Source organism: Bosea vestrisii, from assembly GCF_030144325.1.
GTDB lineage: Bacteria > Pseudomonadota > Alphaproteobacteria > Rhizobiales > Beijerinckiaceae > Allobosea > Allobosea vestrisii_A.
Window position 1 is genome coordinate 1,807,071 of record NZ_CP126307.1, and the last position, 23,547, is coordinate 1,830,617.

A 23,547-nucleotide genomic window follows, 5' to 3' on the forward strand; every position below is an offset into this window, starting at 1 on the left:
AGCGCATGCGAGTCATACCGAGAACGCGCCCGGCCTCAGGCAGCGTCTTCGGCCTCGTCCTCGGCTTCGTCGACATCGGCTCCGGCCTTTGACAGGCCCTTCGCTGCCTTGCGCAACAACTTGCGCAACTGCTTGCGCTCCTTGGCGTCAAGCTTTTCGAGCAGCTCTTCCTCGACCTGGTTCCAGACCGCATCGAGCGCGACCGCGGTCTTTTGCCCATTCTCGGTCAATGCCACCTGAACCAGCCTGCCGTCGCGGCCTCCGCCCTCGCGCGTCACCAGCCCTTGCAGCGAGAGTCGGCCGATCGTCTTCGAGACGGTCGGCGGCTTGACCCGCAGCAGGCTCGCCAACTCGCCCATCGTCATCGGCGCCGTCTGCAGTGATTTCAGCGCCTGCTCCTGACCCGGAAAGAGTCCGAGCGCGTTGAGGCGCTCGCCCATCCGCGCTCTGTGCAGGCGCGCCGTCACCAGGAGGGCCCGGCCGACGCTTTTTCGAGGGACTTGGTCATGAGCCGGCCCTTGGAAAAGGTTGCGGATGCTTTTCGCCGGCTGTGCAATCGCGCGCCTTCATGACAGGCTGATGACAACTGTCAGACAGGCTCTTGAATCCGTGCGATTTCCCGCTCGACCTTGGCCAGAAAGGTTGCACGGCTCTCCGGTGTCGACCGGTTCATGTCGTAATGCGCCAGATAGGAAACCCGCGCTGCCGGATGGCAAACCGCGCGCAAACCCCGCTTGATCTGCCGGCGCGGCGGATCGCCCATCAGCATCGTGCGCCAGCGCGAGCCACCATAGCTCGTCACTGTCGTCAGCCGGCGAATATTCCAGAGATTGGGGCGGATCGAACCGTCGACCAATTTGAACGAGACGCCAGGCAGGAAGACGCGATCGAAATAGCCCTTCATGATCGCCGGATAGCCATAGTTCCAGACGGGGAAGCAGAGGAACAGCGCCTCCGCCCGCATCAGGCGTTCGACATAGCCGGCTACAGAACTCTGATTTCTGGCGAGATCATGGTAGCCGACACGCTCCTCACGGCTCAGCACCGGATCGAAGCCTTCGGCGTAGAGATCGCAATCGTCGACCTCGTGCCCGGCCCGGCGCAACCCCGAAACCAGCGTCTCATGAACCGCCGCCCCGAAGCTCGCAGGGTCAGGGTGAGCGTAGAGCACGAGTGCGCGCATCGGACGACTCAGCCGCCGACGCCGGCTTCGCCGAGGGCCTTGAACAGGAAGGTCTTGCCCGAGCGGTAGTCGTAGGCCGGATCTTCCCAGGCGATCATCTTGCCGGGATTGAGCAGCCCTTGCGGGTCGGCCTCGCGCTTGAAGGCGAGCTGGATCTCGTCGGTCTGCTTCATCCCGCCCTCCTCCAGCGTGTAGCGGTGCGGGTTGAAGATCGGCGCGCCCATCTCCTCATGGATCGCCATGATCTCCTCCAGCCGCTCCTCACTGGTGAAGCGCACCAGCGGCAAGCCGAAGCAGGTGATCTTGCCATCGAAACGGACGAATTCGAGATGGCAGGTAACCTCGTCACCGAAGCGGGCATGGATCTTGTCGACCAGCTCGACCTGGTTCGGGAAGGGGTAGAGCACCTGCAGATAGGTGATTGAGGGATCGACCCGCAGCGCCCGCAAGGTGGTGTGGTTCCAGCCGAGCTCGAAGGTCGGCGGCAGACCCTTCGCCTCTTCCGCCGGCAGCTTGTCGGAACGCATCAGCAATTGCGAGCCGCCGAAACGGCGGGCAAAGGCCAGCATGGATTCGACGGCGAAGTCGGCGACCATGATCATGACGCAATGGCTATCTCGCGGCAGGAACTTCCTGTGGCGCAGGAAATAGTCGTGCGGCGCCGGTGCGGCGACCACTGCGAGGTTCTTCAGCGCCAGCCCATCCTGCTCGCCGAGCGCGTTGGCGAATTCGGTCGCGGCGCGCAAATCGCCGAAGCCGAGGATGACGTCGACCCAAGCATAGGCCGGGCCGAGCGGCATCTCGACCTGCGTGATGATGCCGTTGGTGCCGTATGCATGGGCGACCTTGTGCAGGTCCTCGCCCTGCAGCTCGAGGATGCGCGGGGTACCCTCCATCGTCGCGACGCGCAGGGAGATGATGTTGCCCCAGTCGCGCAGGCCGCCCCATTTGATCGAGCCGACGCCGCCGGAGCCGCCGGCGATGAAGCCGCCGACCGAGGCGGTGTGATAGGTCGAGGGGTGCAGCCTGATCTCCTGGCGGGAGTGAGTGCGCGTCTCCTGGTCGATCTTGGCCAGCACGGCGCCGGGCTCGGCGACATAGCGCCCGGCCTCGATGCCCGTCACCTTGTTGAAGCCGGAGAGGTCGAGCACGATGCCGCCCGAGAGCGGCATCGCCTGGCCGTAATTGCCGGTGCCGGTGCCGCGCGGCGTCACCGGAATGCCGAGCGCATGCGCTGCCGCGAGCGTCTCCAACACCTGCGCTTCGCTGGTCGGCGAGACGATGATGTCGGCGACGACATGGTCGAGCTGGCGCTTCAGCTTCGGCGAGTACCAGAAGAAGTCGCGGCTCTTCTGCTTGACCAGCGCCGGATTGTCCTCGGTTCGGATGCCGGAGAGGCGGCGCTTCAGGGCATCGATGTCGTAGTGTGCGGTCATGCGGAACGGCTCATGAGGTGATCGAGTTCGCGATAGTCGGGCAAGGTGCGGTCAATGGCGCGCCCAGCCACCAATATGGTCCGGTCGGCCTGCGGCCGGGCGAAGAACTCCGTCCAGTCGCGGGCGCGGGTCAGGACCAGGTCAGCCGGACTGCCCGCTGCAAGGCGACCGGTGCCTGAGAGGCCCATGAGATCGGCTGGCGCGGCGGCGATCGCCTTCGACCAGTCGCGGTCGGAATGGTCGAGCTGGAGGATGCGGGTGCCCTCGCGCAGCGTCTCGACGAGGTCGAGATCGCCATAGGCGTAGAACGGATCGCGGGTGTTGTCAGAGGCGATCATCACCGGCACGCCCGCGGCCTTGAGTTCGTGCAGCGCGGTGACGCCGCGCCAGCGTGGTGTGCGCCCGCGCTGCCGGTCCTGCAGATACATGTTGCACATCGGCAGCGAGACCACGGCGATGCCGGCCTCCCTGACCTTCCCGATGATGCGCGCCTCATCCTGCGGCTGCTGCAGCGAGAGCGAGCAGCAATGCCCCGCCAGAATCCTGCCCTGGAAACGATGGCGCAGCGCCGCGTCGGCGATGTGCTCGAGCGAGCGCGCTCCTGGATCATTGGTCTCGTCGACATGGAAGTCGAGGTCGAAGCCGTTTTCGATCGCGGCCCGGAACAGCGTATCGAGTGCGGCGTCCAGTTCCGGCACCATATAAGTGACGGCACCGAGCAGCCTATCGCCATAGGTCGTGATGGCACGCGTAATCGCCTGCATATGCGCTGGGTCGGCAACGGCATCGACACCGAACAGGGGCGAGGCCTGCAGCGCGATCCGCCCGGCCCATTCGGCCTTCAGGTCAGCATAGACCGGCCAGGAGATGCCGATCTGTTTGCCGAGCGAGTCGAGATGGGTGCGGATCGCCGCCGTGCCATGGGCGAAGGCGCAACGCAGGCCGAACTCCATGCGCGCCCGCACGTCCCCAGCGGACCAGTTCGCCTCGCGATCGGCCGCGACCGCGCTCAACGCCCCCATGAAGCTGCCATCCGGATTGGGCCGACGCGGCCAGATATGGCTCTTGTCGAGATGGGTGTGAACGTCGACCAGCCGCGGCAGCGCGATGCCGCCGTCGAGATCGAACGCCAGTCCGGCATCGAACGCTGGCGTACCCGCTGGCAGGATCGAGGCGATGGCGCCGTCCTCGACCATGATGTCCAGCAAAGCGAGACCGTCGCGATCGCTCGCGAGAGTGCCGGCCTCGACCAGGAAGGCGGGTGCCCGGGCATTGCGCAGCAGATAGCTGCCGGAAGCCGGGATTGCCGCAAAGCCGGTGGTCACGTCGCTGTCTCCGGCTTGCACGCCACGTTCTGAATCACAGGCCGACCATGCTGGCTCGCCGCGCCGCGATCAAGCGGCGCCGACGAAATCCCACCCGCGAGACATTCAGGGCAAAGCCGCACTTGTCCGTTCTGTCGCGATGCAGCAAGAGAACGGCGCAGAGCATCAAACTGAAAACTGGAATCCGCTTTTCGATCCGATGCTCAACAAGGAGCTCGATCGCCGTTGCGTCCAGCAGGACGATTGGCGATCAAGCGGCACAGGACGGAGCTGATCATGACGGCACGCATCATCGACGGCAAGGCGGCGGCTGCGGAGCTCAGGGCTGAGATCGGCCGCGAGGTCGCTGCTCTCAAGACCGCCGGCAAGCCGACGCCCGGTCTGCACGTCGTGCTCGTCGGCGATGATCCGGCCAGCCGGGTCTATGTCGCGTCCAAGGAGAAGCTTGCGACCGAAATCGGCATGAACTCGGTCGCCCACCGCCTGCCGGCCGAGACAACCCAAGCCGAGTTGCTCGCGAAGCTCGCCGAGCTGAACGCCGATGACGGCGTCGACGGCATCCTCGTCCAGCTGCCGCTGCCGAAGCATATCGATACCGGTCGCATCATCGACGCGATCGACCCCGCCAAGGATGTCGATGGCCTCCACCCGATCAACGCCGGACTGCTCGCCGGCGGCAAGAACGGCCTCGTACCCTGCACGCCGCTCGGCTGCATGTTGTTGCTGAAGCAGGCACTGCCGTCGCTCTCGGGGCTGGAAGCAGTCGTGGTCGGCCGTTCCGAGCTGGTTGGGCGCCCGGTTGCGCAATTGCTGCTGCAGGCCGACTGCACCGTGACGATCGCCCATTCGCGCACGCGTGACCTCGAGGCGGTCGTGAAGCGCGCCGACATCGTCGTCGCGGCCGTCGGCCGCCCGCGCATGATAAAGGGCGACTGGATCAAGTCGGGCGCGACGGTGATTGATGTCGGCATCAACCGCATGCCCGACGGCAAGCTCGCCGGCGATGTCGATTATGCCGAGGCGGCCGAGGTTGCCGGCGCAATCACGCCGGTCCCCGGCGGCGTCGGCCCGATGACCATCGCCTGCCTGCTGCGCAACACGCTAACTGCCTATCGCGCGCGGCGGGGATAATCCTTCAATCACAGCGATCGTCGCTTACGGGGAGGCACGCCGGAGCAGATCCTCGACTGCGGCGCGGAGAGCCGGAAGGTCGTCGGCAGCGATTGACCAGATCAACGCCGGATCGACGCGCCAATATTCGTGCCTGATCCTGTTGCCGATTGCGCGGACATCATTCCAGGCAATGTCCGGCCGCATTGCGAGCAAGGCATCGGGAAGATGCCGCACGGCTTCGGAAATGATCTCCAGCGACCGCTCCGTGCCCCGCTGCAGAAAAAGCGACGCCGCGAACGATGCTCGGGTATGGCCGGCAAGCTCATGTTCAATGAGCGCGATCGCGTCGAGGATTTCCTCAAGGACGACATCGCTTCGACGCCCCATCAGAAGATTTGGATCGCTTCCCGTTCGATCTGCGCCCGGAGCTTGGGATGCAAGCTCGATCGCGTTGTCAGATCGATGGCGACACCAAGCTCCTCCGTCAGGTAGCGCTGCATTCCGACAAGATCGAGCAACGAGAATTTCCGGCCGGGATCGACATCGATGAAAATGTCGATGTCGCTGTCTTCCCTTGCCTCGTCGCGAGCGGTCGACCCATAGACGAACGCGGCCTGTGCGCCACGATCACGCAAGGCCTTGGCACGGCAGACCAACTCGGCGGTGGCTTCGTCACGGGTCATGGCACTGTCTTATATCAGATCAGCTATGAACCAAAGCAAACGGCCAGAGGGTAATCCCCCAGCCGTCATGGTCGGACTTTCCCGACCATCTCAAGACGAGAAGGCGCCCTTTCCTGCACGAGATTCTCGGGCCGGCGCTAAGCGCCGCCCGAGAATGACGCGGTAGCCCGGATCACATATGGATCGGGCGCTTGTCGACGGCGAGCGCCGCTTCCTTGACCGCCTCGGCCAGCGTCGGATGGGCGTGGCAGGTGCGGGCGAGGTCCTCGGCCGAGCCGCCGAACTCCATCAGCACCGTCACCTCGGCGATCAGGTCGCCGGCATGCGGGCCGATGATGTGGCAGCCGAGCACGCGGTCGGTCGCCGCGTCGGCAAGGAACTTGACGAAGCCGTCGGTGTGCCGCATCGCCCGGGCCCGCGCATTGGCCGTGAACGGGAACTTGCCGACCTTGTAGGCGACGCCCGCCGCCTTCAGCTCTTCCTCGGTCCTGCCGATCGCGGCAACCTCGGGTGCGGTGTAGATGATGCTCGGGATCGCGTCGTAGTTCACATGGCCGGCCTTGCCGGCGATGATCTCCGCGATCGCCATGCCCTCATCCTCGGCCTTGTGCGCCAGCATCGGCCCGCGCACGACGTCGCCGATCGCGTAGATGCCATCTACATTGGTCTTGAAGTGGTCGTCGATCACGACGCGGCCGCGCTCGGTCGCGACGCCGGCCTTGTCGAGGCCGAGGCCGTCCGTGTTCGGGCGCCGGCCGATCGCGACCAGGACGATGTCGGCGTTCAGCGTCTTGGCCTCGCCGCCGGCGGCCGGCTCGACCGTGACGGTAGCGCCGCCCTTCTTGCCGGTCTCGACCTTGGTGACCTTCGAGCCGAGATGGAAGGTGAAGCCCTGCTTCTGCAGGATGCGCTGGAACTGCTTGGCGATCTCGTCATCCATGCCGGGCAGGATGCGGTCGAGATACTCGACCACCGTGACCTTGGCGCCGAGCCGGGCCCAGACCGAGCCGATCTCGAGCCCGATCACGCCGGCGCCGACCACCAGCAGCTCCTTCGGCACGGAGGAAAGCTCGAGCGCGCCGGTCGAGGTCACCACCGTCTTCTCGTCGGTGGTGACGCCCGGCAGCGCCGTCGATTCCGAACCGGTGGCGATGACGATGTTCTTGGTCTCGAGCTCCTGCGCCTTGCCGTCCTCGGCGGTGACGACGACCTTGCCGGCGGCCGGGATCGAGGCCGTGCCGTGGAACGCCTCGATCTTGTTCTTCTTCAACAGGAAGGCGACGCCGTTGACGTTGGCGTCGATGGTCTCCTGCTTGTGGACCATCATCTGCTTCAGATCGAGCTTGGGCTTAGCCGTGATGATGCCGAGGCTCGGGAAGGTGTGGCTGACCTCGTCGAACATCTCGGACGCGTGTAGCAACGCCTTCGAGGGGATGCAGCCGACGTTCAGGCAGGTGCCGCCATGGGTCTTGCGCTTCTCGACCACCGCGACCTTGAGGCCGAGCTGGGCGGCACGGATGGCGCAGACATAGCCGCCGGGGCCGGTTCCGATGACGACGAGATCGTAGGACATGGTCTCTCTTTCAGTCTGTTCTATGAGTGTTGCGCCAACGGCGCGTTGAAGGCCCAGACATGGCCGAAGGGATCGCGCAGGCGAGCATAGCGCGCGCCCCAGAACACGTCGCTCGCCGGCATGAGGACATCGGCGCCGGCGGCCGCGGCCCGGGCAGTGGCGGCATCGACATCGGCCGGCGTCGGCAGGTTGATGCTGATCGCGATGCTGGCGCCGCTACGCGAGCTCGGCGCCATGACATCGCCGCCGAATTCCGGGAATTCATCATGCAGCATCACCTCGCTGCCGAAGAGCGCGAGATTGGCGTGCATCACACGTGCGCCATCCTCCGCCATCGCCTTGAAGGTGCACTGCGCACCGAAGGCCTTCTCGTAGAAGGCGATCGCCTCGTCGCCGCCCTTGACGCAGATATGCGCCTGGATCGGTGGCGGGTTGGGTCCGAAAGACACGGCCTACTCCTTCGCGTCTAAAGGATCGTGCGGACGACCATCAGCAATAATCCGACAGCAGCCGCGCTCCAGACCAGGCTGCGCCAGTACGGAATGCCAGCAAGATAGAGCGGCAGGTAGACGATGCGCGCCACAAGCCAGAGCAGCGCTCCGAGCAAACCCAGCCCATCGACCCGCTCCATCGCCGCCAGGGTCAAGGCCAGGATGCCGAAAGCGGGGAACGTTTCGAGATAGTTGCGGAGCGCGCGCTCGGCACGCCCCGCAAGAACGCCCTTTGGCCTCAGTTCCTCATCGCGGGGTCCGGCATTCCAGGTCGAACCAAATTCGCGCGTGACCGTAATGGCTTGAACGCCGATATGGACCAGGAGCAGGACGACACTCCCGGCGATCAGTGGCGCCATGAAGTGTATGCTCGTCACGGGTCGTCGCCCTCAGAGATCGAGGACGAGGCGCGCCGGGTCCTCCAGGCCTTCCTTGACGCGAACGAGGAAGGTCACGGCTTCCTTGCCGTCGATGATGCGGTGGTCGTAGGAGACTGCCAGATACATCATCGGGCGGATCACGATCTGGCCGCCAACCACCATCGGGCGCTCCTGGATCTTGTGCATGCCCAGGATCGCCGATTGCGGCGCGTTGAGGATCGGGGTCGACATCAGCGAGCCGTAGACGCCGCCATTCGAGATGGTGAAGGTGCCGCCCTGCATCTCCTCGATCTTGAGGGCGCCGTCTCTAGCCTTCTTGCCGAACTCGCCGATCTTCTTCTCGACGCCGGCGATGGAGAGCTCGTCGGCATCGCGCACCACCGGCACGACCAGGCCCTTGTCGGTGCCGACCGCGACGCCGATGTGGTAGTAGTTCTTGTAGACGATGTCGGTGCCGTCGATCTCGGCGTTGACCGCCGGAAGCTCCTTCAGCGCCTGCACGCAGGCCTTCACGAAGAAGCCCATGAAGCCAAGCTTCACGCCGTGCTTCTTCTCGAACACGTCCTTGTACTGGTTGCGCAGCGCCATGACGTTGGTCATGTCCACCTCGTTGAAGGTGGTCAGCATGGCGGCGTTGGTCTGGGCTTCCTTGAGCCGGCGCGCGATGGTCTGGCGCAGCTTGGTCATCTTGACCCGCTCTTCGCGCGAGGCGTCGTCCGGAGCCGAAGGCGCCCGGACCTGGACCGGAGCAGCAGGCGCCGCAGATGCGACGGCCGGGCCGGTGGCGATCGCCGCCAACATGTCGCCCTTGGTGACGCGGCCATCCTTGCCCGAGGCTGCAACCTTGGACGGATCGACACCGCTCTCGGCGGCGAGGCGCGAAACAGCCGGACCGGAATCGGCAGCCTTGGTCGCCGGCTTGATCTGCGTGTCGCCCGCGACCTCGCCGGCTTTCTTCTGCGCGTCGGCCGAGGTTGCGGCACCGGCCTTGCCGGCAGCCTGGGCAACGGCGGCGTCGGCCTTCTTCTCGTCCTTGGCCGGGGCGGCGGCCTTGCCGTCGCCGGCGGAGATCATGCCGAGCAGCGCACTGACCCCGACCGTCTCGCCTTCCTTGGCGACGATCTCGCCGAGCACGCCGGCCGCCGGCGCGTTGACCTCGAGCGTCACCTTGTCGGTCTCGAGCTCGACCAAAGGCTCATCCGCCTTCACCGCGTCGCCGGGCTTCTTGAACCACTTGCCGATGGTGGCCTCGGAGACGGATTCGCCGAGGGTCGGAACGCGGATTTCGGTCGCCATGTCAGGCCTCTTCTCGTGTCTTTAATCTGAGCATGATCCCGAAAAGTGGAAACCGGTTTTCGGAAAAGATCATGCTCCGCTGGATGAATCCGGATCAGACCGCGAAGGTCTCGTCCAGGAAGGCATTGAGCTGGGCGGCGTGCTTCGACATCAGGCCGGTCGCGGTCGCGGCCGAGGCCGGGCGGCCGACATAGCGCGGCCGCTTCGACTTCGAGCCGGCATGGCCCAGCACCCATTCCAGATAAGGCTCGACGAAAGTCCAGGAGCCCATGTTCTTCGGCTCCTCCTGGCACCAGACGACGTCGGCGCTCTTGAAACGCGCCAACTCGTGCGCCAGCGACTTCAGCGGGAACGGATAGAGCTGCTCGACGCGCATCAGATAGACATCGTCGATCCCACGCTTCTCGCGCTCCTCGAGCAGGTCGAAATAGACCTTGCCCGAGCAGAGCACGACGCGGCGGATCTTCGAATCCTTGACCAGCTTGGTGGTCGACTTGCCGCGCTCGGCATCGTCGTGCAGCACGCGGTGGAAGGTCGAGCCCTCCGCCAGCTCGCTGAGGTCGGAGACGCAGCGCTTGTGACGCAGCAGCGACTTCGGCGTCATCAGGATCAGCGGCTTGCGGAAATCGCGCTTCAGCTGGCGACGCAGGATGTGGAAATAGCTCGCCGGGGTCGAGCAGTTCGCCACCTGCATGTTGTCTTCGGCGCACATCTGCAGGAAGCGCTCGAGCCGGGCCGAGGAGTGCTCCGGACCCTGGCCCTCATAGCCATGCGGCAGCAGGCAGACCAGGCCCGACATACGCAGCCACTTGCGCTCGCCTGAGGAGATGAACTGGTCGAACACGACCTGCGCGCCATTGGCAAAGTCGCCGAACTGCGCTTCCCAGCAGGTCAGCGCGTTCGGCTCCGACAGGGTGTAGCCGTATTCGAAGCCAAGCACCGCCTCTTCCGAGAGCATCGAATTGATGACCTCGTAGCGGGTCTGGCCCTCGCGGATATGGTTCAGCGAGGTATGGCGTGCCTCGGTCTCCTGGTCGATCAGCACCGAATGACGCTGCGAGAAGGTGCCGCGCTCGCAATCCTGGCCGGAGAGGCGTACCGGATTGCCATCGAGCATCAGCGAGCCGAAGGCGAGCGCTTCCGCCGTCGCCCAATCGATCCCCTGCCCGCTCTCGACCGCCTTGCGACGGTTGTCGAGGAAGCGCTGGATCGTCTTGTGGACGTTGAAGCCCTCCGGCACCTCGGTGATCTTCTGCGTGATCTCCTTCAGCACCGCTTCCGGCACGCCTGTGGCGCCGCGACGCGGATCGTCCTCGTCGGCGCGGATCGCCTTCATGCCGGCCCAGCGGCCGTCGAGCCAGTCGGCCTTGTTCGGCTTGAAGGCCTGGCCGGCGTCGAACTCGACCTCGAGTTTCTCCTTCCAGGCGGCGCGCATCTGATCGAGCTCGCCGGGTTGGATCACACCCTCGGCCTCGAGCTTGGCGCCGTAGAGCTCCAGCGTCGACTTGTGGCCGCGGATCTTGCGGTACATCAGCGGCTGGGTGAAGCCGGGCTCGTCGCCTTCGTTATGGCCGAAGCGGCGATAGCAGAACATATCGATCACGACCGGCTTGTGGAACTTCTGCCGGAACTCGATCGCGATCTTGGCGGCGAAGACGACCGCTTCCGGATCGTCGCCGTTCACATGAAAGACCGGGGCCTCGACCATCTTCGCCACGTCGGACGGATAGGGCGAGGAGCGCGAATAGCGCGGATAGGTGGTGAAGCCGATCTGGTTGTTGATGATGAAGTGCAGCGAGCCGCCGGTGCGGTGGCCCTTCAGCCCGGACAGGCCGAGGCACTCGGCGACCACGCCCTGGCCGGCGAAGGCGGCATCGCCATGGATCAGCAGCGGCAGCACCTTGGAGCGCTCGACGATGTCGCCGAACTGATCCTGCTTGGCGCGCACCTTGCCGAGCACCACCGGGTCGACGATCTCGAGATGCGAGGGGTTGGCGGTCAGCGAGACGTGGACATTGTTGCCGTCGAACTCGCGGTCCGACGAAGCGCCGAGATGGTACTTGACGTCGCCCGAGCCCTCGACGTCGTCGGGCGCGAAGGAGCCGCCCTTGAACTCGTGGAACAGGGCCCGATGCGGCTTGCCCAGCACCTGCGTCAGCACGTTGAGGCGGCCGCGATGGGCCATGCCGAAGACGATGTCGCGCACGCCGAGCGAGCCGCCGCGCTTGATGATCTGCTCCAGGGCCGGAACCAGCGACTCGCCGCCGTCGAGGCCGAAGCGCTTGGTGCCGGTGAACTTCAGGTCGAGGAACTTCTCGAAACCCTCGGTCTCGACGAGCTTGTTCAGGATCGCCTTCTTGCCCTCGCGGGTGAAGGCGATCTCCTTGTCCGGCCCCTCGATCCGCTCCTGCAGCCATGCCTTTTGCTCGGGATCGGAGATGTGCATGAACTCGATGCCGATGGTCTGGCAGTAAGTCCGCTGCAGGATCGCCGTCATCTCGCGGATGGTGGCGAACTCCAGGCCGAGCACGTTGTCGATGAAGATCTTGCGGTCGAGATCGGCGTCAGAGAAGCCGAAGGCGGCCGGGGACAGCTCCTCCGGATCCTTCTGGCTCTCGATCCCCAGCGGGTCGAGCTGGGCGTGGAGATGGCCGCGCATGCGATAGGCGCGGATCAGCATGATCGCGCGCACCGAGTCGCGCGTCGCCTGCTGGACATCGGCAGCCGACAGCGTCGCGCCGGCGGCCTTCGCCTTGGCGCCAAGCTTCTCGCCGACCGCCTTCTCGACCGCGGCCCAGTTGCCGTCGAGCGCCGAGACCAGCTCGCCGCCCGCCGGGATCGGCCAGTTCGGCCTCTTCCAGGACGCGCCCTTGGCGTTGTCGACGACCGACTGCTTGTCGTCGTTCAGCCCGGCGAAGAAGCCCTGCCACTCCGGATCGACCGACTTCGGATCGACCTGATAGCGGGCGTAGAGGTCCTCGATATAGGCCGCGTTGCCGCCATAGAGGAACCCGGTCTGCGCGAGAGCCTCATTGATGTCCTGGCGAGCCATGGTCGTCCTGCCTTTTCCTACCGCGTCACGGTCGGCCCCGCGCCGACCATCGTCTACATCACTGATGGGAAGCGCATGGCCGGGTCGCCCCGGCCGCCGCGCCTAACGATCAGCCCTTCAACACCTCGACCAAGGTCTTTCCGAGGCGAGCCGGCGACGGCGAGACCCGTATACCGGCTGCTTCCATCGCCGCGATCTTGTCCTCGGCGCCGCCCTTGCCACCGGAGATGATCGCACCGGCATGGCCCATGCGGCGGCCAGGAGGAGCCGTGCGGCCGGCGATGAAGCCGACCATCGGCTTCTTGCGCCCGCGCTTGGCCTCGTCCTTGATGAACTGTGCCGCGTCTTCCTCAGCCGAGCCGCCGATCTCGCCGATCATCACGATCGACGTGGTCTTCTCGTCGGCGAGGAACATCTCGAGCATGTCGATGAACTCGGTGCCCTTGACCGGGTCGCCACCGATGCCGACGGCCGTGGTCTGGCCAAGGCCCTCATTCGTGGTCTGGAACACGGCCTCATAGGTCAGCGTGCCGGAGCGCGAGACGATACCGACCGAGCCGGGCTTGAAGATGTTGGCCGGCATGATGCCGATCTTGCTTTCGCCGGCGGTGACGACGCCCGGGCAGTTCGGCCCGATCAGCCGCGACTTCGAGCCGGAGAGCGAGCGCTTGACCCTGACCATGTCGAGCACCGGAATGCCTTCGGTGATGCATATGATCAACGGGATCTCGGCGTCGATCGCTTCGCAGATCGCATCGGCCGCACCCGGCGGCGGCACATAGACCACCGAGGCGGTCGCCCCGGTCTTCTCGCGCGCCTCGGCGACGGTATCGAAGACCGGCAGGCCGAGATGCAGCGCCCCGCCCTTGCCCGGCGAGGTGCCGCCGACCATCTGCGTGCCATAGGCGATCGCCTGCTCGGAATGGAAGGTGCCGTTCTTGCCGGTGAAGCCCTGGCAGATGACCTTGGTGTTCTTGTCGATCAGGATGGACATCGGTTTACCTCAAGCCTTCTTGATCGCAGCGACGATCTTCTGAGCCGCGTCGTCGAGATCATCAGCCGGAATGACGTTCAGGCCCGAGGTCCGGATGATCTCCTTGCCCTCCTCGACATTGGTGCCTTCGAGGCGCACGACGAGCGGAACTTCGAGTCCGACGGTCTTCACCGCCGCGATGACGCCGCGGGCGATGACGTCGCACTTCATGATGCCGCCGAAGATGTTGACCAGGATGCCCTTCACCTTCGGATCGGCGGTGATGATTTTGAAGGCTGCGGTGACCTTCTCCTCGGAGGCGCCGCCGCCGACATCGAGGAAGTTCGCGGGGCTTTCCCCGTAGAGCTGGATGATGTCGAGCGTCGCCATGGCAAGGCCGGCGCCGTTGACCATGCAGCCGATCGTGCCGTCGAGCGCGATATAGGCGAGGTCGTATTTCGACGCTTCGATCTCCTTGGCGTCCTCCTCCGTCTCGTCACGCAGCTCCATCAACTCGGGATGGCGGTAGAGCGAGTTCGAATCGAACGAGACCTTGGCGTCGAGACACTTGACCTGGCCCTGCGTCGTCACGATCAGCGGGTTGATCTCGAGCATCGCCATGTCCTTGCCGACGAAGGCGGCATAGACTTGGCCGAGCACGCTCGCGGCCTGCTTGGCCTGCTCGCCGCTGAGGCCGAGAGCCTTGGCGACGGTGCGGCCATGATGCGGCATGATGCCGGTCGCCGGATCGACCGAGAAGGTCAGGATCTTCTCCGGCGTGTCATGGGCCACCTTCTCGATGTCCATGCCGCCCTCGGTCGAAACCACGAAGGCAACGCGCGAGGTCTCGCGATCGACCAGCGCCGAGAGGTAGAATTCCTTCGAGATGTCCGAGCCGTCCTCGATATAGAGGCGGTTGACCTGCTTGCCGGCCGGGCCGGTCTGCGCCGTCACCAGCGTGTTGCCGAGCATTTCCTTGGCGTGGCTCTCGACCTCTTCGATCGACTTGGCGAGCCGCACGCCACCCTTGGCGTCGGCCGGCAGTTCCTTGAACTTGCCCTTGCCGCGGCCGCCGGCATGGATCTGGCTCTTCACCACATAGAGCGGTCCGGGCAGCTTCTTGGCCGCCTCGACGGCCTCCGCCACCGATAGCGCCGGGAAGCCGGCGGAGACGGGGGCGCCGTACTCCTTGAGAACCGCCTTGCCCTGATATTCGTGGATGTTCATGCCTGATGTCCTGTGCCGGAAAAGGGAGAGGCGGCGGCGTGACGGCTGGCTGCGTCGCAGCCGCGCGGCATCACGCCACCGATCTGTCTCACGCCAATGACGCGTCGACCGTCTTGCAGGCGTCGATCAAGGTCTGGACCGAGGCGACCGACTTGGCGAGCATCTCCTTCTCGGCGCCGTTGAGGCGGATCTTGACGACCCGCTCGATGCCCTTGGCGCCGATCACCACCGGCACGCCGACGAACATGTCCTTGACGCCGTACTGGCCCTTGAGAGCCGCAGCCGCCGGCAGCACGCGCTTCTGGTCCTTGAGATAGCTCTCAGCCATGGCGATCGCCGAGGCCGCCGGGGCATAGAAGGCCGAGCCGGTCTTGAGCAGGTTGACGATCTCGCCACCGCCCTTGCGGGTGCGCTCGACGATGGCGTCGAGACGCTCCTGCGTCGTCCATTTCATCTTGACGAGGTCGGGCAGCGGGATGCCGGCGACACCGGAATAGCGGACCAGCGGCACCATGTCGTCGCCATGGCCGCCGAGCACGAAGGCCGAGACGTCCTTGACCGAGACCTTGAACTCGTCGGCGAGGAAGTGGCGGAAGCGGGCGGAGTCGAGCACGCCGGCCATGCCGCAGATCATGTTGGGCTTCAGGCCCGAGAACTTCTGCAGCGCCCAGACCATCGCGTCGAGCGGGTTGGTGATGCAGATCACGAAGGCCTTGGGAGCGTAGGTCTTGATGCCCTCGCCGACTGACTTCATCACCTTGAGATTGATGCCGATCAGGTCGTCGCGGCTCATGCCGGGCTTGCGCGGCACGCCGGCGGTGACGATCACCACATCGGCGCCCTTGATGTCCTCATAGGACTGCGTGCCCTTGTAGCCGGCGTCGAAGCCGTCGACCGGAGCGGACTCGGCGATGTCGAGGCCTTTGCCTTGAGGGATGCCCTCGGCGATGTCGAACAGGACGACGTCGCCCAGTTCCTTGAGACCGGCGAGGTGAGCGAGCGTGCCGCCGATCTGTCCGGCGCCGATGAGGGCGATCTTCTTGCGGGCCATTGCCGAATCCTTGTTGTTGGATGCGAGAGCAGTTGAAGCCAAAAAGCCGACGGTTCTTTGACGCAAGCCGCCGCCGGGCTCAACCCTGTGCGAGATCGGACATTGGAACTGCCCCAAATCGCAGATTCAGCATCATAATCGCGGAAAATCTAGAAAAACCAAGTCGTTAGAAGCTAAGCCCTAAAATCGGATCGTCAACCTGCCCGGTAATGAGGCAGTTACATTTTACAAAATCTGTCATTTTTTTAGATCACGCCCGTCGCGAGCGTTCGCAGCGCCACCCTGATCAGGGTCGCGAGCCTGGCATCGACCGAGGCCTGCGGCACATCCGCCTCGAGCTCCAGCGAAGCAGGATGGATAAAACGGTGCGTGGCATCGATCACGAAGGCGATAGCGCGATCGCGATCGCGCGGTTCGAAGGCGCCGGTCGCGATGCCGTCGTCGATCACGCGCTCGAACAGGGCACGCACGCGGGTACGGTTGCGCCGGCTGATCGCATGACGCTTGGCGACCGCCTGCGACAGCGCTGCGAACAGATGCGGCTCCTCGTGCAGCAGGTTGCGGTTCGCCTTGGCGAGCGCGAGGATCAGGCGCTCGAGCTTGTCCTCGGCCGGATCCGGCCCGTCGGCGATGTCGGCGAGCGAGCGCTCGGCCGCCTTCAGCCAGACATCGACCACCGCATCGATCAGCGCGGTGCGCGAGGGGAAGTAGCGGTAGACATTGGCATGCGTCATGCCGGCCTCTTCCGCCACCGCCACCACGGTGAAGCGGCGCAGGCCGTGCTGGCGTAAGTGCTCGCCGGCGACCGAGAGAATGCGCATTTCGCTCGGCTCGCGCTGCGTGGCCAAGGTCAGGTCTCCACCAACCCGGTCGTACTGCCGCTCGCCGCCGAGTCGGCCCGTCCATGCGGCAAGGCGAGATATTCCTCCGAGCGCATCTCGATCAGGCGCGACACCGTCCGGTCGAACTCGAAGGCCTCGCGGCCGGACTGCGCGACATAGAGACCGATCGGCTCCGCCGCCGCCGAGGCGACGAGCTTCACGTGGCTCTCGTAGAGCGTGTCGATCAGGGTGATGAAGCGCTTCGCCTCGTTGCGCCGCTCGATGTCCATGATCGGAATCCCGTCGAGGATCAGCGTATGGAAGCGCTGTGCGAGCGCGAGATAGTCCGAGGCGCCATAGGCCTGGGCGCAGAGGTCGGCGAAGCTCGCCCGCGCAACTGCGCCCGCCGCCTGAGGCAGCTGCAACTCATGCCCTTTGATCGAGATCGTGGTCGGGGCGCCCTGTGCCACGCCGGAAAGCTGGCTGAAAGCCTTGTCGAGCGCAGCCCTCGCCTTGTCGTCGGCAGGAACGTGATAGGTCGGTGCGCCGCCAAGCTTCTCCAGCCGGAAATCGGTGCGCGCCTCCAGCTTGATCACGTCGACCTTGCTGGCGAGCAGCTCGATGAAGGGCAGGAAGAGTGCGCGGTTGAGGCCCCCCTCATAAAGGCGCGAAGGCTCGACGTTCGAGGTTGCGACCACGATGACGCCGGCGGCGAAAAGCGCCGTGAACAGCCGACCCAAAATCATCGCGTCGGCGATGTCGGTGACGGTGAACTCGTCGAAGCAGAGCAGGCTCGCCTCGTCCGCGAGCTCGGCCGCCACGGGACCGATCGGGTCCGGCTCCTTGACCGTCCCGGCCTTGAGCGCCTGGCGATAGGCATGGATGCGCTCATGTACATCGGCCATGAAAGCATGGAAATGCACCCGCCGCCGCGCCGCGACTGGAACCGTCTCGTAGAACAGATCCATCAGCATGGTCTTGCCGCGGCCGACCGAGCCCCAGATGTAGAGGCCCTTGACCGTGTCCGTAGCCGATTGCTTGCGACTGAAGAGCCAGCCGAGCGCGCTGCTCTTCTTCGCCAACTTGCGGTTGGCGAGCATCTCGGACAGCGCCTGCAGCCGCCTGATGACGGCGATCTGCGCCGGATCGCGCTCGATCGCACCTGAGGCGACCAGGGCGTCATAACGTTCGGGGAGCGTGGCGGACATGGCCTTGAGGCAGGAAAGGACGTCGTCCTTGGGGTTACGGCAGGGCGGGCCGGCCTGCAACCCTCGGCGAGACAGGCGGCCTATGCGGCCTGGCGTGGGCGCAACCAGCCGGCCCGCAAATGGCGGGCGAGCTCGCGCGTCGCTTCCGAGGGCTGCGAGCGCGACAGATGCAGCGTGATCGCAAAGGGCGGCAGCTCGGGTAATCCTTCTGCCGATCCGAGAATGTCGAGATCGGGCGGGACCGTGCAGGCGAGCCAGGCGGTGACGGCTAGGTCGGTCCTGACGGTTGCCGTGGTCGCGTCGATATTGCCGTTCTCGAATACGCTGCGCCAGCCGCGCCCCTGCGCGTCGAGCGCTTCGGTCACCGCTGGCCGAAAGGCGCAGCTATCGGCGACCAGCGACAACGGCAAAGGCTGCTTCAGATGGGCGTTACCCGCCCGCGCACCGACCCAGACCAGCCGCTCGATGCCGAGGCATTCCCCACCGGCGGCCGCGAGCGACTCCTCGACCAGAGCGAGATCGACCTCGCCCTTGCCGAGGGCCTCGAGCAATTGCGGCGAGGAGGCGCAGACCAGCGAAATCTCGACCAGCGGACTCGCTTCGGCAAAGCCCTTCAGAATCGGCGCCAGACTTGTGCCGACGAGATCATAGGGCACACCGAGCCGCACCGTGCCGCCGAAACTGGTCGTCATCTCCGCCCAGATCTCGTCGTTGAGGCTGATCAACCGGCGCGCTTTGGCGAGCAGGCGCTCGCCGGCGGCCGTCAGCTTCAACCCACGCCGCTCGCGCAGGAACAGGACCTGCCCGAGCCGCCGCTCCAGCCGCATGATCTGCTGGCTGACGGCGCTCTGCGTCAGATGCAGTGCATTGCCTGCGATCGTCATGCTGCCATGGTCAGCGACGGCGACGAAGGCACGGATCAGTTCGAGATCGAGATTCCGCATGGCCTATATTATGATCTGTAATGCCGTATCGCTTCAACATTCGTTTTCATGATCCAAGCTGAGCACCTACCCAACAGGCTCCCTTTGGAGCCTGCCCATGGCATTCGAGCATTTCCTGCCTCTCATCGCCTTCGCCGCCGTCTCGACCGTGACGCCGGGCGCCACCACCACGCTCGCGACCGCCTCGGGCGCGCATTTCGGCTTTCGTCGCTCCCTGCCCTTCATGATCGGCGTCGCCATCGGGCTGGCGGCGATGGCTGTGGCCGCTGCCGCCGGGCTCGCCGGCCTGCTTCTGGCGATGCCGTCCCTCGAATTTGCGATGAAGCTGGCCGGTTCGGCCTATCTGCTCTGGCTCGCCATCAAGATCGCCCGCAGCGGCCCGCCGCATCTCGATCGCAGCATCGCGCGGCCGACCAGTTTCCTGGGGGCGCTCTGGATCCAGCTGCAGAATCCGAAGGGCTGGGCGATGACGCTCGGCGCCGCAGCCTCCTTCGCTGGCCTCGCCCGCAGCGCAGCCGAGCTCGCTGCCCTGCTCGGCACCGTCTTCGGCATCCTCGCGCTTTTGTCGCTGATGCTCTGGTGCGTCGCCGGCCTGCTTCTGGCGCGGCTGCTGCGGCACGCCTGGCAGTGGCGCATCCTGAATGTCGCGCTCGCGTTGGCGCTGGTGGCGTCGATCGCGACCATGTGGCGTTAGCGCGCGGCCTTAACCATTCCCGCCATTTTTACAGCCGTTTAGCCGTAAATTGCCGCAATCGCGCCTCTTGTATTCCCTGATCGGAGGCTCATCTTCGTCTCCGAGTTAGGGAAGATTCGCCTCCTTGGGCAGCGCATTTGCGCTTTCACAGGAGTTGCAATTGAATCGTTCGATCAAAGCTGGCGCTAAAGCCAGACACGGCGAGGTCAGGCGTCTCTGGCCTGCCGAGCGCGATCTCTTCACCGCCCATCTCCTTCGCCTCGATGCCGCGACGCGGCGCGAGCGCTTTGGGACGGCGGTCACAGATGAGTTTCTCACGAGCTACGCCGAGACCACTTTCGGCGTCGGCGGGCTCGTCTACGCTTATGTCGAGGCCGGCGAGGTCCGCGGCGCCGCCGAACTGCGTGGGCTCGAGGAAATCGTCATCCAGACCGGCGAGGCCGCCTTCAGCGTCGAGCGCGACTGGCGCCGGCGCGGCATCGGCGAAGCGCTGTTCGGCCGCCTGATCACCGCATCGCGCAACCGCAACATCCGCACGCTCTATATGACCTGCCTGCCCGAGAACGCCGCGATGCGAAACCTCGCCCGCCAGTTCGAGGCCGAGATGGTCGGCGGCTACAACGATGTCGAGGGCCGGATCGCCACCGGCGCGGCGACCCCGTTCACCTTGCTTGACGAGGCGATGGACAATGCCCGCAGCTTCGCGACCCTGTCGCTCTCGCTGCAGCGCCAATTCTGGCCCTCGGCCCTGTTCGGCCGGGCTGCTTCGCGGCACTGACTCCGAAATCGAGCGTCGCGTTCAGCGGTTGAGCGAGAGCCCGGCGCCCGATTTCGTGATCGCACCGTTCATGGCGCCGCCGCTGCCGACGCGCAGGCGGGCCACCACCGCGCCGCCGCGCTGGTAGAGATAGACCTCGCCGTCGCGATAATCCCAGGCGTTGACCTGCTGCAGGTCGCGATTGCTGCAGCCCGTGGCATTGGCGCGGTAGAGGTCGAGCGAGGGTGAGCTCGAAAGCTGCACCCGGCAGGAGCCGCCGGTCGCTTCCTGCGCCGTCCAGCTGCCGATGACGCCGTCGCGCGTGGAGACCGCGCCAGCGCGGGTCGAGCCGCCACTTGGCGCTCCACCTGGACTGGCATTGGCGACCTGGGGCGGGGCCGGTTCGACCGCACGCTGCGCCGGCGGTTGCTGGCCGGGCTGTGCCGCCTGCGGATCGAAGAACGGATCATTCTGGGGCGGCATGCCGCCCGGCCCCGGCGCGGGACCGCCGGCCGGATACCCCCCGATTGCGGCGGCGCGCTCGGGTAGCCCCCCGGCGGCGGCAGCGGCTCGGACGTGATCGGGGCTGACTGGACCGGCGGCGCCGACTGAATGGGCTCGCCATAAATCGGCGCGCGGGCGACGGCCTGCCCCGAACCCGAGCCATACCCGCCGAAGCGTTGCGAGCCGGCGCAAGCGGTCAGCAGCACGAGAGGCAGCAGGCTCGCAGCCCGCAGCAGCGCAGAAGTCTTCAAGCTCATCCCCGTCATCTCGATAGCCTGGAGCCCGGCCCGATCTCTATCACAGAGTCAAAGACGGATTCACCGACCAGGTTGTTCCAATCTGATCGGATCCGGCTCTGACCATCCGTGGCATTATGGTCATGCCGCCTGAACGTGACATGAGCGCGTTCAAGGCCGCAAAGGGGCGCCGGTCAAGTCTCAACATGGTTTTGCAGTGCGCGGCTGGCATGGCAGAACGATGCCCCCGCCATCCGGACCGACCGATGAAGCCGCTCAACCCCTCTTCGATCCGCGCTCCCTTCGCCCGCTACAGCCACGGCGCCGAGTTGCCGGCCGGCCAGCGACTGGTCTTCTGCTCCGGTCAGCTCGGCATCGCCGCCGATGGCACAATTCCCGAAGGCGCGAGAGAGCAGGCCGATCTCTGCTTCGCCAACATCGCCGCGATCCTGGGGGAAGCCGGGATGACGCTGAAGGACATCGTCCGCGTCAACGCCTATGTCACCGACCGCGCCCATATGAAGGGCTATATGGAAGCGCGCGACGCCCATGTCGGCACGCCGCCGCCGGCCTCGACCCTGATGATCGTCTCCGGCTTCACCCTGCCGGAGTTCAAGGTCGAGATCGAGGTCATTGCGGCAGCTCCCGAAAAGCGACGCAAGCCGGCCCGAACCACGAGCGCGCCGCAGTTCTAAAGTCCGCGGCCTCAGCCCGCGTCGGGCGCCCGCCAGGGATAGCTCCAGGTCTCGGTCAGGGTCTTGCTGCCGCTCTTCAAGAAGGCGCGCATCTCGGCAAGCTGGCCCGGCTCGACCACGATATCGATGAAAGCGCGGAAACCGTCCGTCTTCGGATTCGGCACCAGGAAGGCCCGGTTGATCCGGCCATAGGCGATCGAAGGCACGATCTCGACCTTTTCCGGCTGCTTCAGATAATAGCCGAGATCACCGCCGGCGAAGTCGACGATGAAGCGGCGGGCGTTCTCCGTCACCGGCTCGCCCGAGCCGAGCGCTTTGGGCTTGGCCTGGTAGGTGTTGATCGCCCGCCCGCCGGGATGCAGGTCGTTGGAATCGACCATCGCCGTCAGCTTGTAGCCGAAGCGGAACTCGCGTCCCGGCTCCAGCAGCATCTTTGGCGCCCAGAGCGCGACGATGTTGTCGTTGGTCTCGTCGGTGGTCGGCAATTCGATCAGCTCGACCACGCCCTCCCCCAGTCGCCCTGCGGCTCGATCCAATAGGAGGGTCGCAGTTCATAGGCGAGGTCGAGATCCTGATAGTGCTCGAAGACGCGGTCCCGCTGCATCAGGCCAAAGCCCCGGACATTGCGCTCGACGAAGGAGGAGGCAGCCGCGATGCGGGCATTGCGCAGCGGCCGCCAGATCCACTCGCCGGTACCCGAATGGATCAGCAGGCCATCGGAATCGTGCAGTTCGGTGCGGAAGTCCTCGTGGAAGCGCCGGTCGTTCTCGCCGGTGAAGAACATAGAGGTGAGAGGCGCCAGACCCAGCTTGTCGATCGGCTTGCGCGGGAACAACGCCACACCGACATCGACCACGCTGTCCCCGTCCGGATAGACATGGAAGCGATAGGCGCCCGTGACCGAGGGCGAATCGAGCAGCGCATAGACCGTGACGCGATCGGCATCGGCCGCCGGCGTCTCGACCCAGAACTCGCGGAAGACCGGGAACTCCTCGCCCCCTGGTACACCTGCGCCGATCGCAAGACCGCGCGCAGAGAGACCATAGCGCTGCCCACGCCCCAGCACGCGAAAATAGCTCGCCCCGATGAAGGAGATCAGCTCATCGAAAACACGCGGATCGTTGAGCGGATAGTGCAGCCGGAAACCGGCGAAGCCGAGATTGACCGGCAGCGGCTTGTCGAACTTGGTCCGCCCATAATCGAAGAGATTGGCGGCGTAGGGCACCGGCGTCGGCACGCCGTCGCGGATCACGTTCACCGTCACCGGACGAGTGAACAGGAAGCCGGGATGGAACATCTGCATGCGGAAGCCGGAATTCGACTGGGCGAGCAGGGCGCGCTCCGGCCGGAAGCGAATCTCACGCCAGGCATCGAAATCGAGCCGCGTCAGCACCTCGGGCAGCGCCGGCCCCGCTTCATAGGGTACAGCGGCGATCTCGCGAGCCCGGCGCGCAACCTCGTCGAATCCGAAGCGCGGCTGCGGCGGCGCCTGCTCCGGCTGCTGCGCCAGCAAAGCCTGCGGCGCGACGGTGGCGCACAGCGCGGCGCTCAGCCCGGCGAGAACCCGGCGGCGATCGATAACCGTCATGATCGAAACTTGCCCCGACTTATATAACTCTTGACTGGAGACCGACTGGGTCGTCTCCAGGCGCGCGAAGCGCGTTCCAGCAACGACTTAGGCGATGAAATGGGGCTGGTCTAGGGCGCAGCCTTGGCCTGCATGGGCCAGCGTTAAGAGGGCGCGAGAATAGCGCCCGGCAGCCTCGGCCCCGTCCTGTAAAAAATCCGCTTCCGGCCGTCAGAAAAAACTTGAAGCGCGGGGCACCCATCCGTATATGGAGCTCACCCAATTCGCACGTGCCTGTGGCCGCGTGTCAGTCGGTGGGCATCCGGACAAGAGGCCGG

The 23,547-nt window shown here is 65.5% G+C and carries 22 protein-coding genes and 1 pseudogene; 4 read left to right on the forward strand and 19 right to left on the reverse strand.

Features of this window, described 5'->3' with window-relative positions; all coding sequences use genetic code 11:
• Positions 1-35: 35 nt before the first annotated feature.
• From QO058_RS09005 to QO058_RS09020, 4 genes are all read right to left on the reverse strand, one after another.
• A complete protein-coding gene (locus QO058_RS09005; RefSeq protein WP_284171686.1) occupies positions 36-467 on the reverse strand; it encodes a MarR family winged helix-turn-helix transcriptional regulator in 432 nt (143 codons plus the stop codon).
• A 122-nt stretch (positions 468-589) separates the two neighbouring features.
• Complete coding sequence (locus tag QO058_RS09010) at positions 590-1,183, reverse strand: NAD(P)H-dependent oxidoreductase (RefSeq protein WP_284171687.1); 594 nt, start codon at positions 1,181-1,183, stop codon at positions 590-592.
• An 8-nt stretch (positions 1,184-1,191) separates the two neighbouring features.
• Complete coding sequence (locus QO058_RS09015; RefSeq protein ID WP_284171688.1) at positions 1,192-2,619, reverse strand: FAD-binding oxidoreductase; 1,428 nt, start codon at positions 2,617-2,619, stop codon at positions 1,192-1,194.
• Entirely contained in the window at positions 2,616-3,944 is a 1,329-nt protein-coding gene (locus tag QO058_RS09020) for a cytosine deaminase (protein ID WP_284171689.1), read from the reverse strand. Before QO058_RS09020 ends, QO058_RS09015 begins: the two co-directional genes overlap by 4 nt.
• Positions 3,945-4,220: 276 nt before the next feature.
• Here QO058_RS09020 and folD point away from each other — a divergent pair, with 276 nt between their 5' ends.
• Entirely contained in the window at positions 4,221-5,075 is an 855-nt protein-coding gene (gene folD, locus QO058_RS09025; RefSeq protein ID WP_284171690.1) for a bifunctional methylenetetrahydrofolate dehydrogenase/methenyltetrahydrofolate cyclohydrolase FolD, read from the forward strand.
• 24 nt (positions 5,076-5,099) lie between these two features.
• Here folD and QO058_RS09030 read toward each other — a convergent pair whose 3' ends face one another.
• The 13 genes from QO058_RS09030 to QO058_RS09090 form a co-directional block, all read right to left on the reverse strand.
• Positions 5,100-5,444 carry a HepT-like ribonuclease domain-containing protein gene (locus QO058_RS09030; RefSeq protein ID WP_284171691.1) on the reverse strand — a complete coding sequence of 115 codons (345 nt, stop codon included), beginning with the start codon at positions 5,442-5,444 and terminating at the stop codon, positions 5,100-5,102.
• On the reverse strand, positions 5,444-5,740 hold the full coding sequence (locus tag QO058_RS09035) for a nucleotidyltransferase family protein (RefSeq protein ID WP_284171692.1): 297 nt from the start codon (positions 5,738-5,740) through the stop codon (positions 5,444-5,446). The genes QO058_RS09030 and QO058_RS09035 overlap by 1 nt, the downstream gene beginning before the upstream one ends.
• Positions 5,741-5,912: 172 nt before the next feature.
• Complete coding sequence (gene lpdA / locus QO058_RS09040) at positions 5,913-7,313, reverse strand: dihydrolipoyl dehydrogenase (RefSeq protein WP_284171693.1); 1,401 nt, start codon at positions 7,311-7,313, stop codon at positions 5,913-5,915.
• Positions 7,314-7,333: 20 nt separating this feature from the next.
• Positions 7,334-7,762: a VOC family protein gene (locus tag QO058_RS09045; protein ID WP_284171694.1), complete on the reverse strand. Its 429-nt coding sequence runs from the start codon at positions 7,760-7,762 to the stop codon at positions 7,334-7,336.
• Between the two features lie 17 nt (positions 7,763-7,779).
• Complete coding sequence (locus QO058_RS09050; protein WP_284172852.1) at positions 7,780-8,163, reverse strand: MAPEG family protein; 384 nt, start codon at positions 8,161-8,163, stop codon at positions 7,780-7,782.
• A gap of 30 nt (positions 8,164-8,193) precedes the next feature.
• Positions 8,194-9,480 carry a 2-oxoglutarate dehydrogenase complex dihydrolipoyllysine-residue succinyltransferase gene (gene odhB / locus QO058_RS09055; protein WP_284171695.1) on the reverse strand — a complete coding sequence of 429 codons (1,287 nt, stop codon included), beginning with the start codon at positions 9,478-9,480 and terminating at the stop codon, positions 8,194-8,196.
• Between the two features lie 94 nt (positions 9,481-9,574).
• The gene (locus tag QO058_RS09060) at positions 9,575-12,532 is read right to left on the reverse strand and encodes a 2-oxoglutarate dehydrogenase E1 component (RefSeq protein WP_284171696.1); all 2,958 of its coding nucleotides are present in this window, start codon (positions 12,530-12,532) and stop codon (positions 9,575-9,577) included.
• 109 nt (positions 12,533-12,641) lie between these two features.
• Positions 12,642-13,526, reverse strand: a complete 885-nt coding sequence (gene sucD / locus QO058_RS09065; RefSeq protein ID WP_284171697.1) for a succinate--CoA ligase subunit alpha — start codon at positions 13,524-13,526, stop codon at positions 12,642-12,644.
• A 9-nt stretch (positions 13,527-13,535) separates the two neighbouring features.
• The gene (sucC, locus tag QO058_RS09070) at positions 13,536-14,732 is read right to left on the reverse strand and encodes an ADP-forming succinate--CoA ligase subunit beta (protein ID WP_284171698.1); all 1,197 of its coding nucleotides are present in this window, start codon (positions 14,730-14,732) and stop codon (positions 13,536-13,538) included.
• An 88-nt stretch (positions 14,733-14,820) separates the two neighbouring features.
• Complete coding sequence (gene mdh / locus QO058_RS09075; RefSeq protein ID WP_284171699.1) at positions 14,821-15,783, reverse strand: malate dehydrogenase; 963 nt, start codon at positions 15,781-15,783, stop codon at positions 14,821-14,823.
• Positions 15,784-16,028: 245 nt separating this feature from the next.
• Positions 16,029-16,631, reverse strand: a complete 603-nt coding sequence (locus QO058_RS09080; protein WP_284171700.1) for a TetR/AcrR family transcriptional regulator — start codon at positions 16,629-16,631, stop codon at positions 16,029-16,031.
• A 2-nt stretch (positions 16,632-16,633) separates the two neighbouring features.
• The gene (gene zapE, locus QO058_RS09085; RefSeq protein WP_284171701.1) at positions 16,634-17,812 is read right to left on the reverse strand and encodes a cell division protein ZapE; all 1,179 of its coding nucleotides are present in this window, start codon (positions 17,810-17,812) and stop codon (positions 16,634-16,636) included.
• A gap of 80 nt (positions 17,813-17,892) precedes the next feature.
• Positions 17,893-18,756, reverse strand: a complete 864-nt coding sequence (locus QO058_RS09090) for a LysR family transcriptional regulator (RefSeq protein ID WP_284171702.1) — start codon at positions 18,754-18,756, stop codon at positions 17,893-17,895.
• 97 nt (positions 18,757-18,853) lie between these two features.
• Between QO058_RS09090 and QO058_RS09095 the strand changes: the two genes are divergently transcribed.
• On the forward strand, positions 18,854-19,450 hold the full coding sequence (locus tag QO058_RS09095; protein ID WP_284171703.1) for a LysE family translocator: 597 nt from the start codon (positions 18,854-18,856) through the stop codon (positions 19,448-19,450).
• A 160-nt stretch (positions 19,451-19,610) separates the two neighbouring features.
• Complete coding sequence (locus QO058_RS09100; RefSeq protein ID WP_284171704.1) at positions 19,611-20,228, forward strand: GNAT family N-acetyltransferase; 618 nt, start codon at positions 19,611-19,613, stop codon at positions 20,226-20,228.
• Between the two features lie 21 nt (positions 20,229-20,249).
• Here QO058_RS09100 and QO058_RS09105 read toward each other — a convergent pair whose 3' ends face one another.
• Positions 20,250-20,690, reverse strand: coding sequence for an AprI/Inh family metalloprotease inhibitor (locus QO058_RS09105; protein WP_284171705.1), 441 nt, complete (start codon positions 20,688-20,690; stop codon positions 20,250-20,252).
• 523 nt (positions 20,691-21,213) lie between these two features.
• On the opposite strand from QO058_RS09105, the gene QO058_RS09110 reads away from it, so the two are divergent.
• Positions 21,214-21,642 carry a RidA family protein gene (locus QO058_RS09110; protein ID WP_284171706.1) on the forward strand — a complete coding sequence of 143 codons (429 nt, stop codon included), beginning with the start codon at positions 21,214-21,216 and terminating at the stop codon, positions 21,640-21,642.
• Between the two features lie 11 nt (positions 21,643-21,653).
• On the opposite strand, the pseudogene QO058_RS09115 reads toward QO058_RS09110, so the two are convergent.
• A pseudogene (locus QO058_RS09115) lies at positions 21,654-23,230 on the reverse strand (OpgD/OpgG family glucan biosynthesis protein).
• Positions 23,231-23,547: the final 317 nt, after the last annotated feature.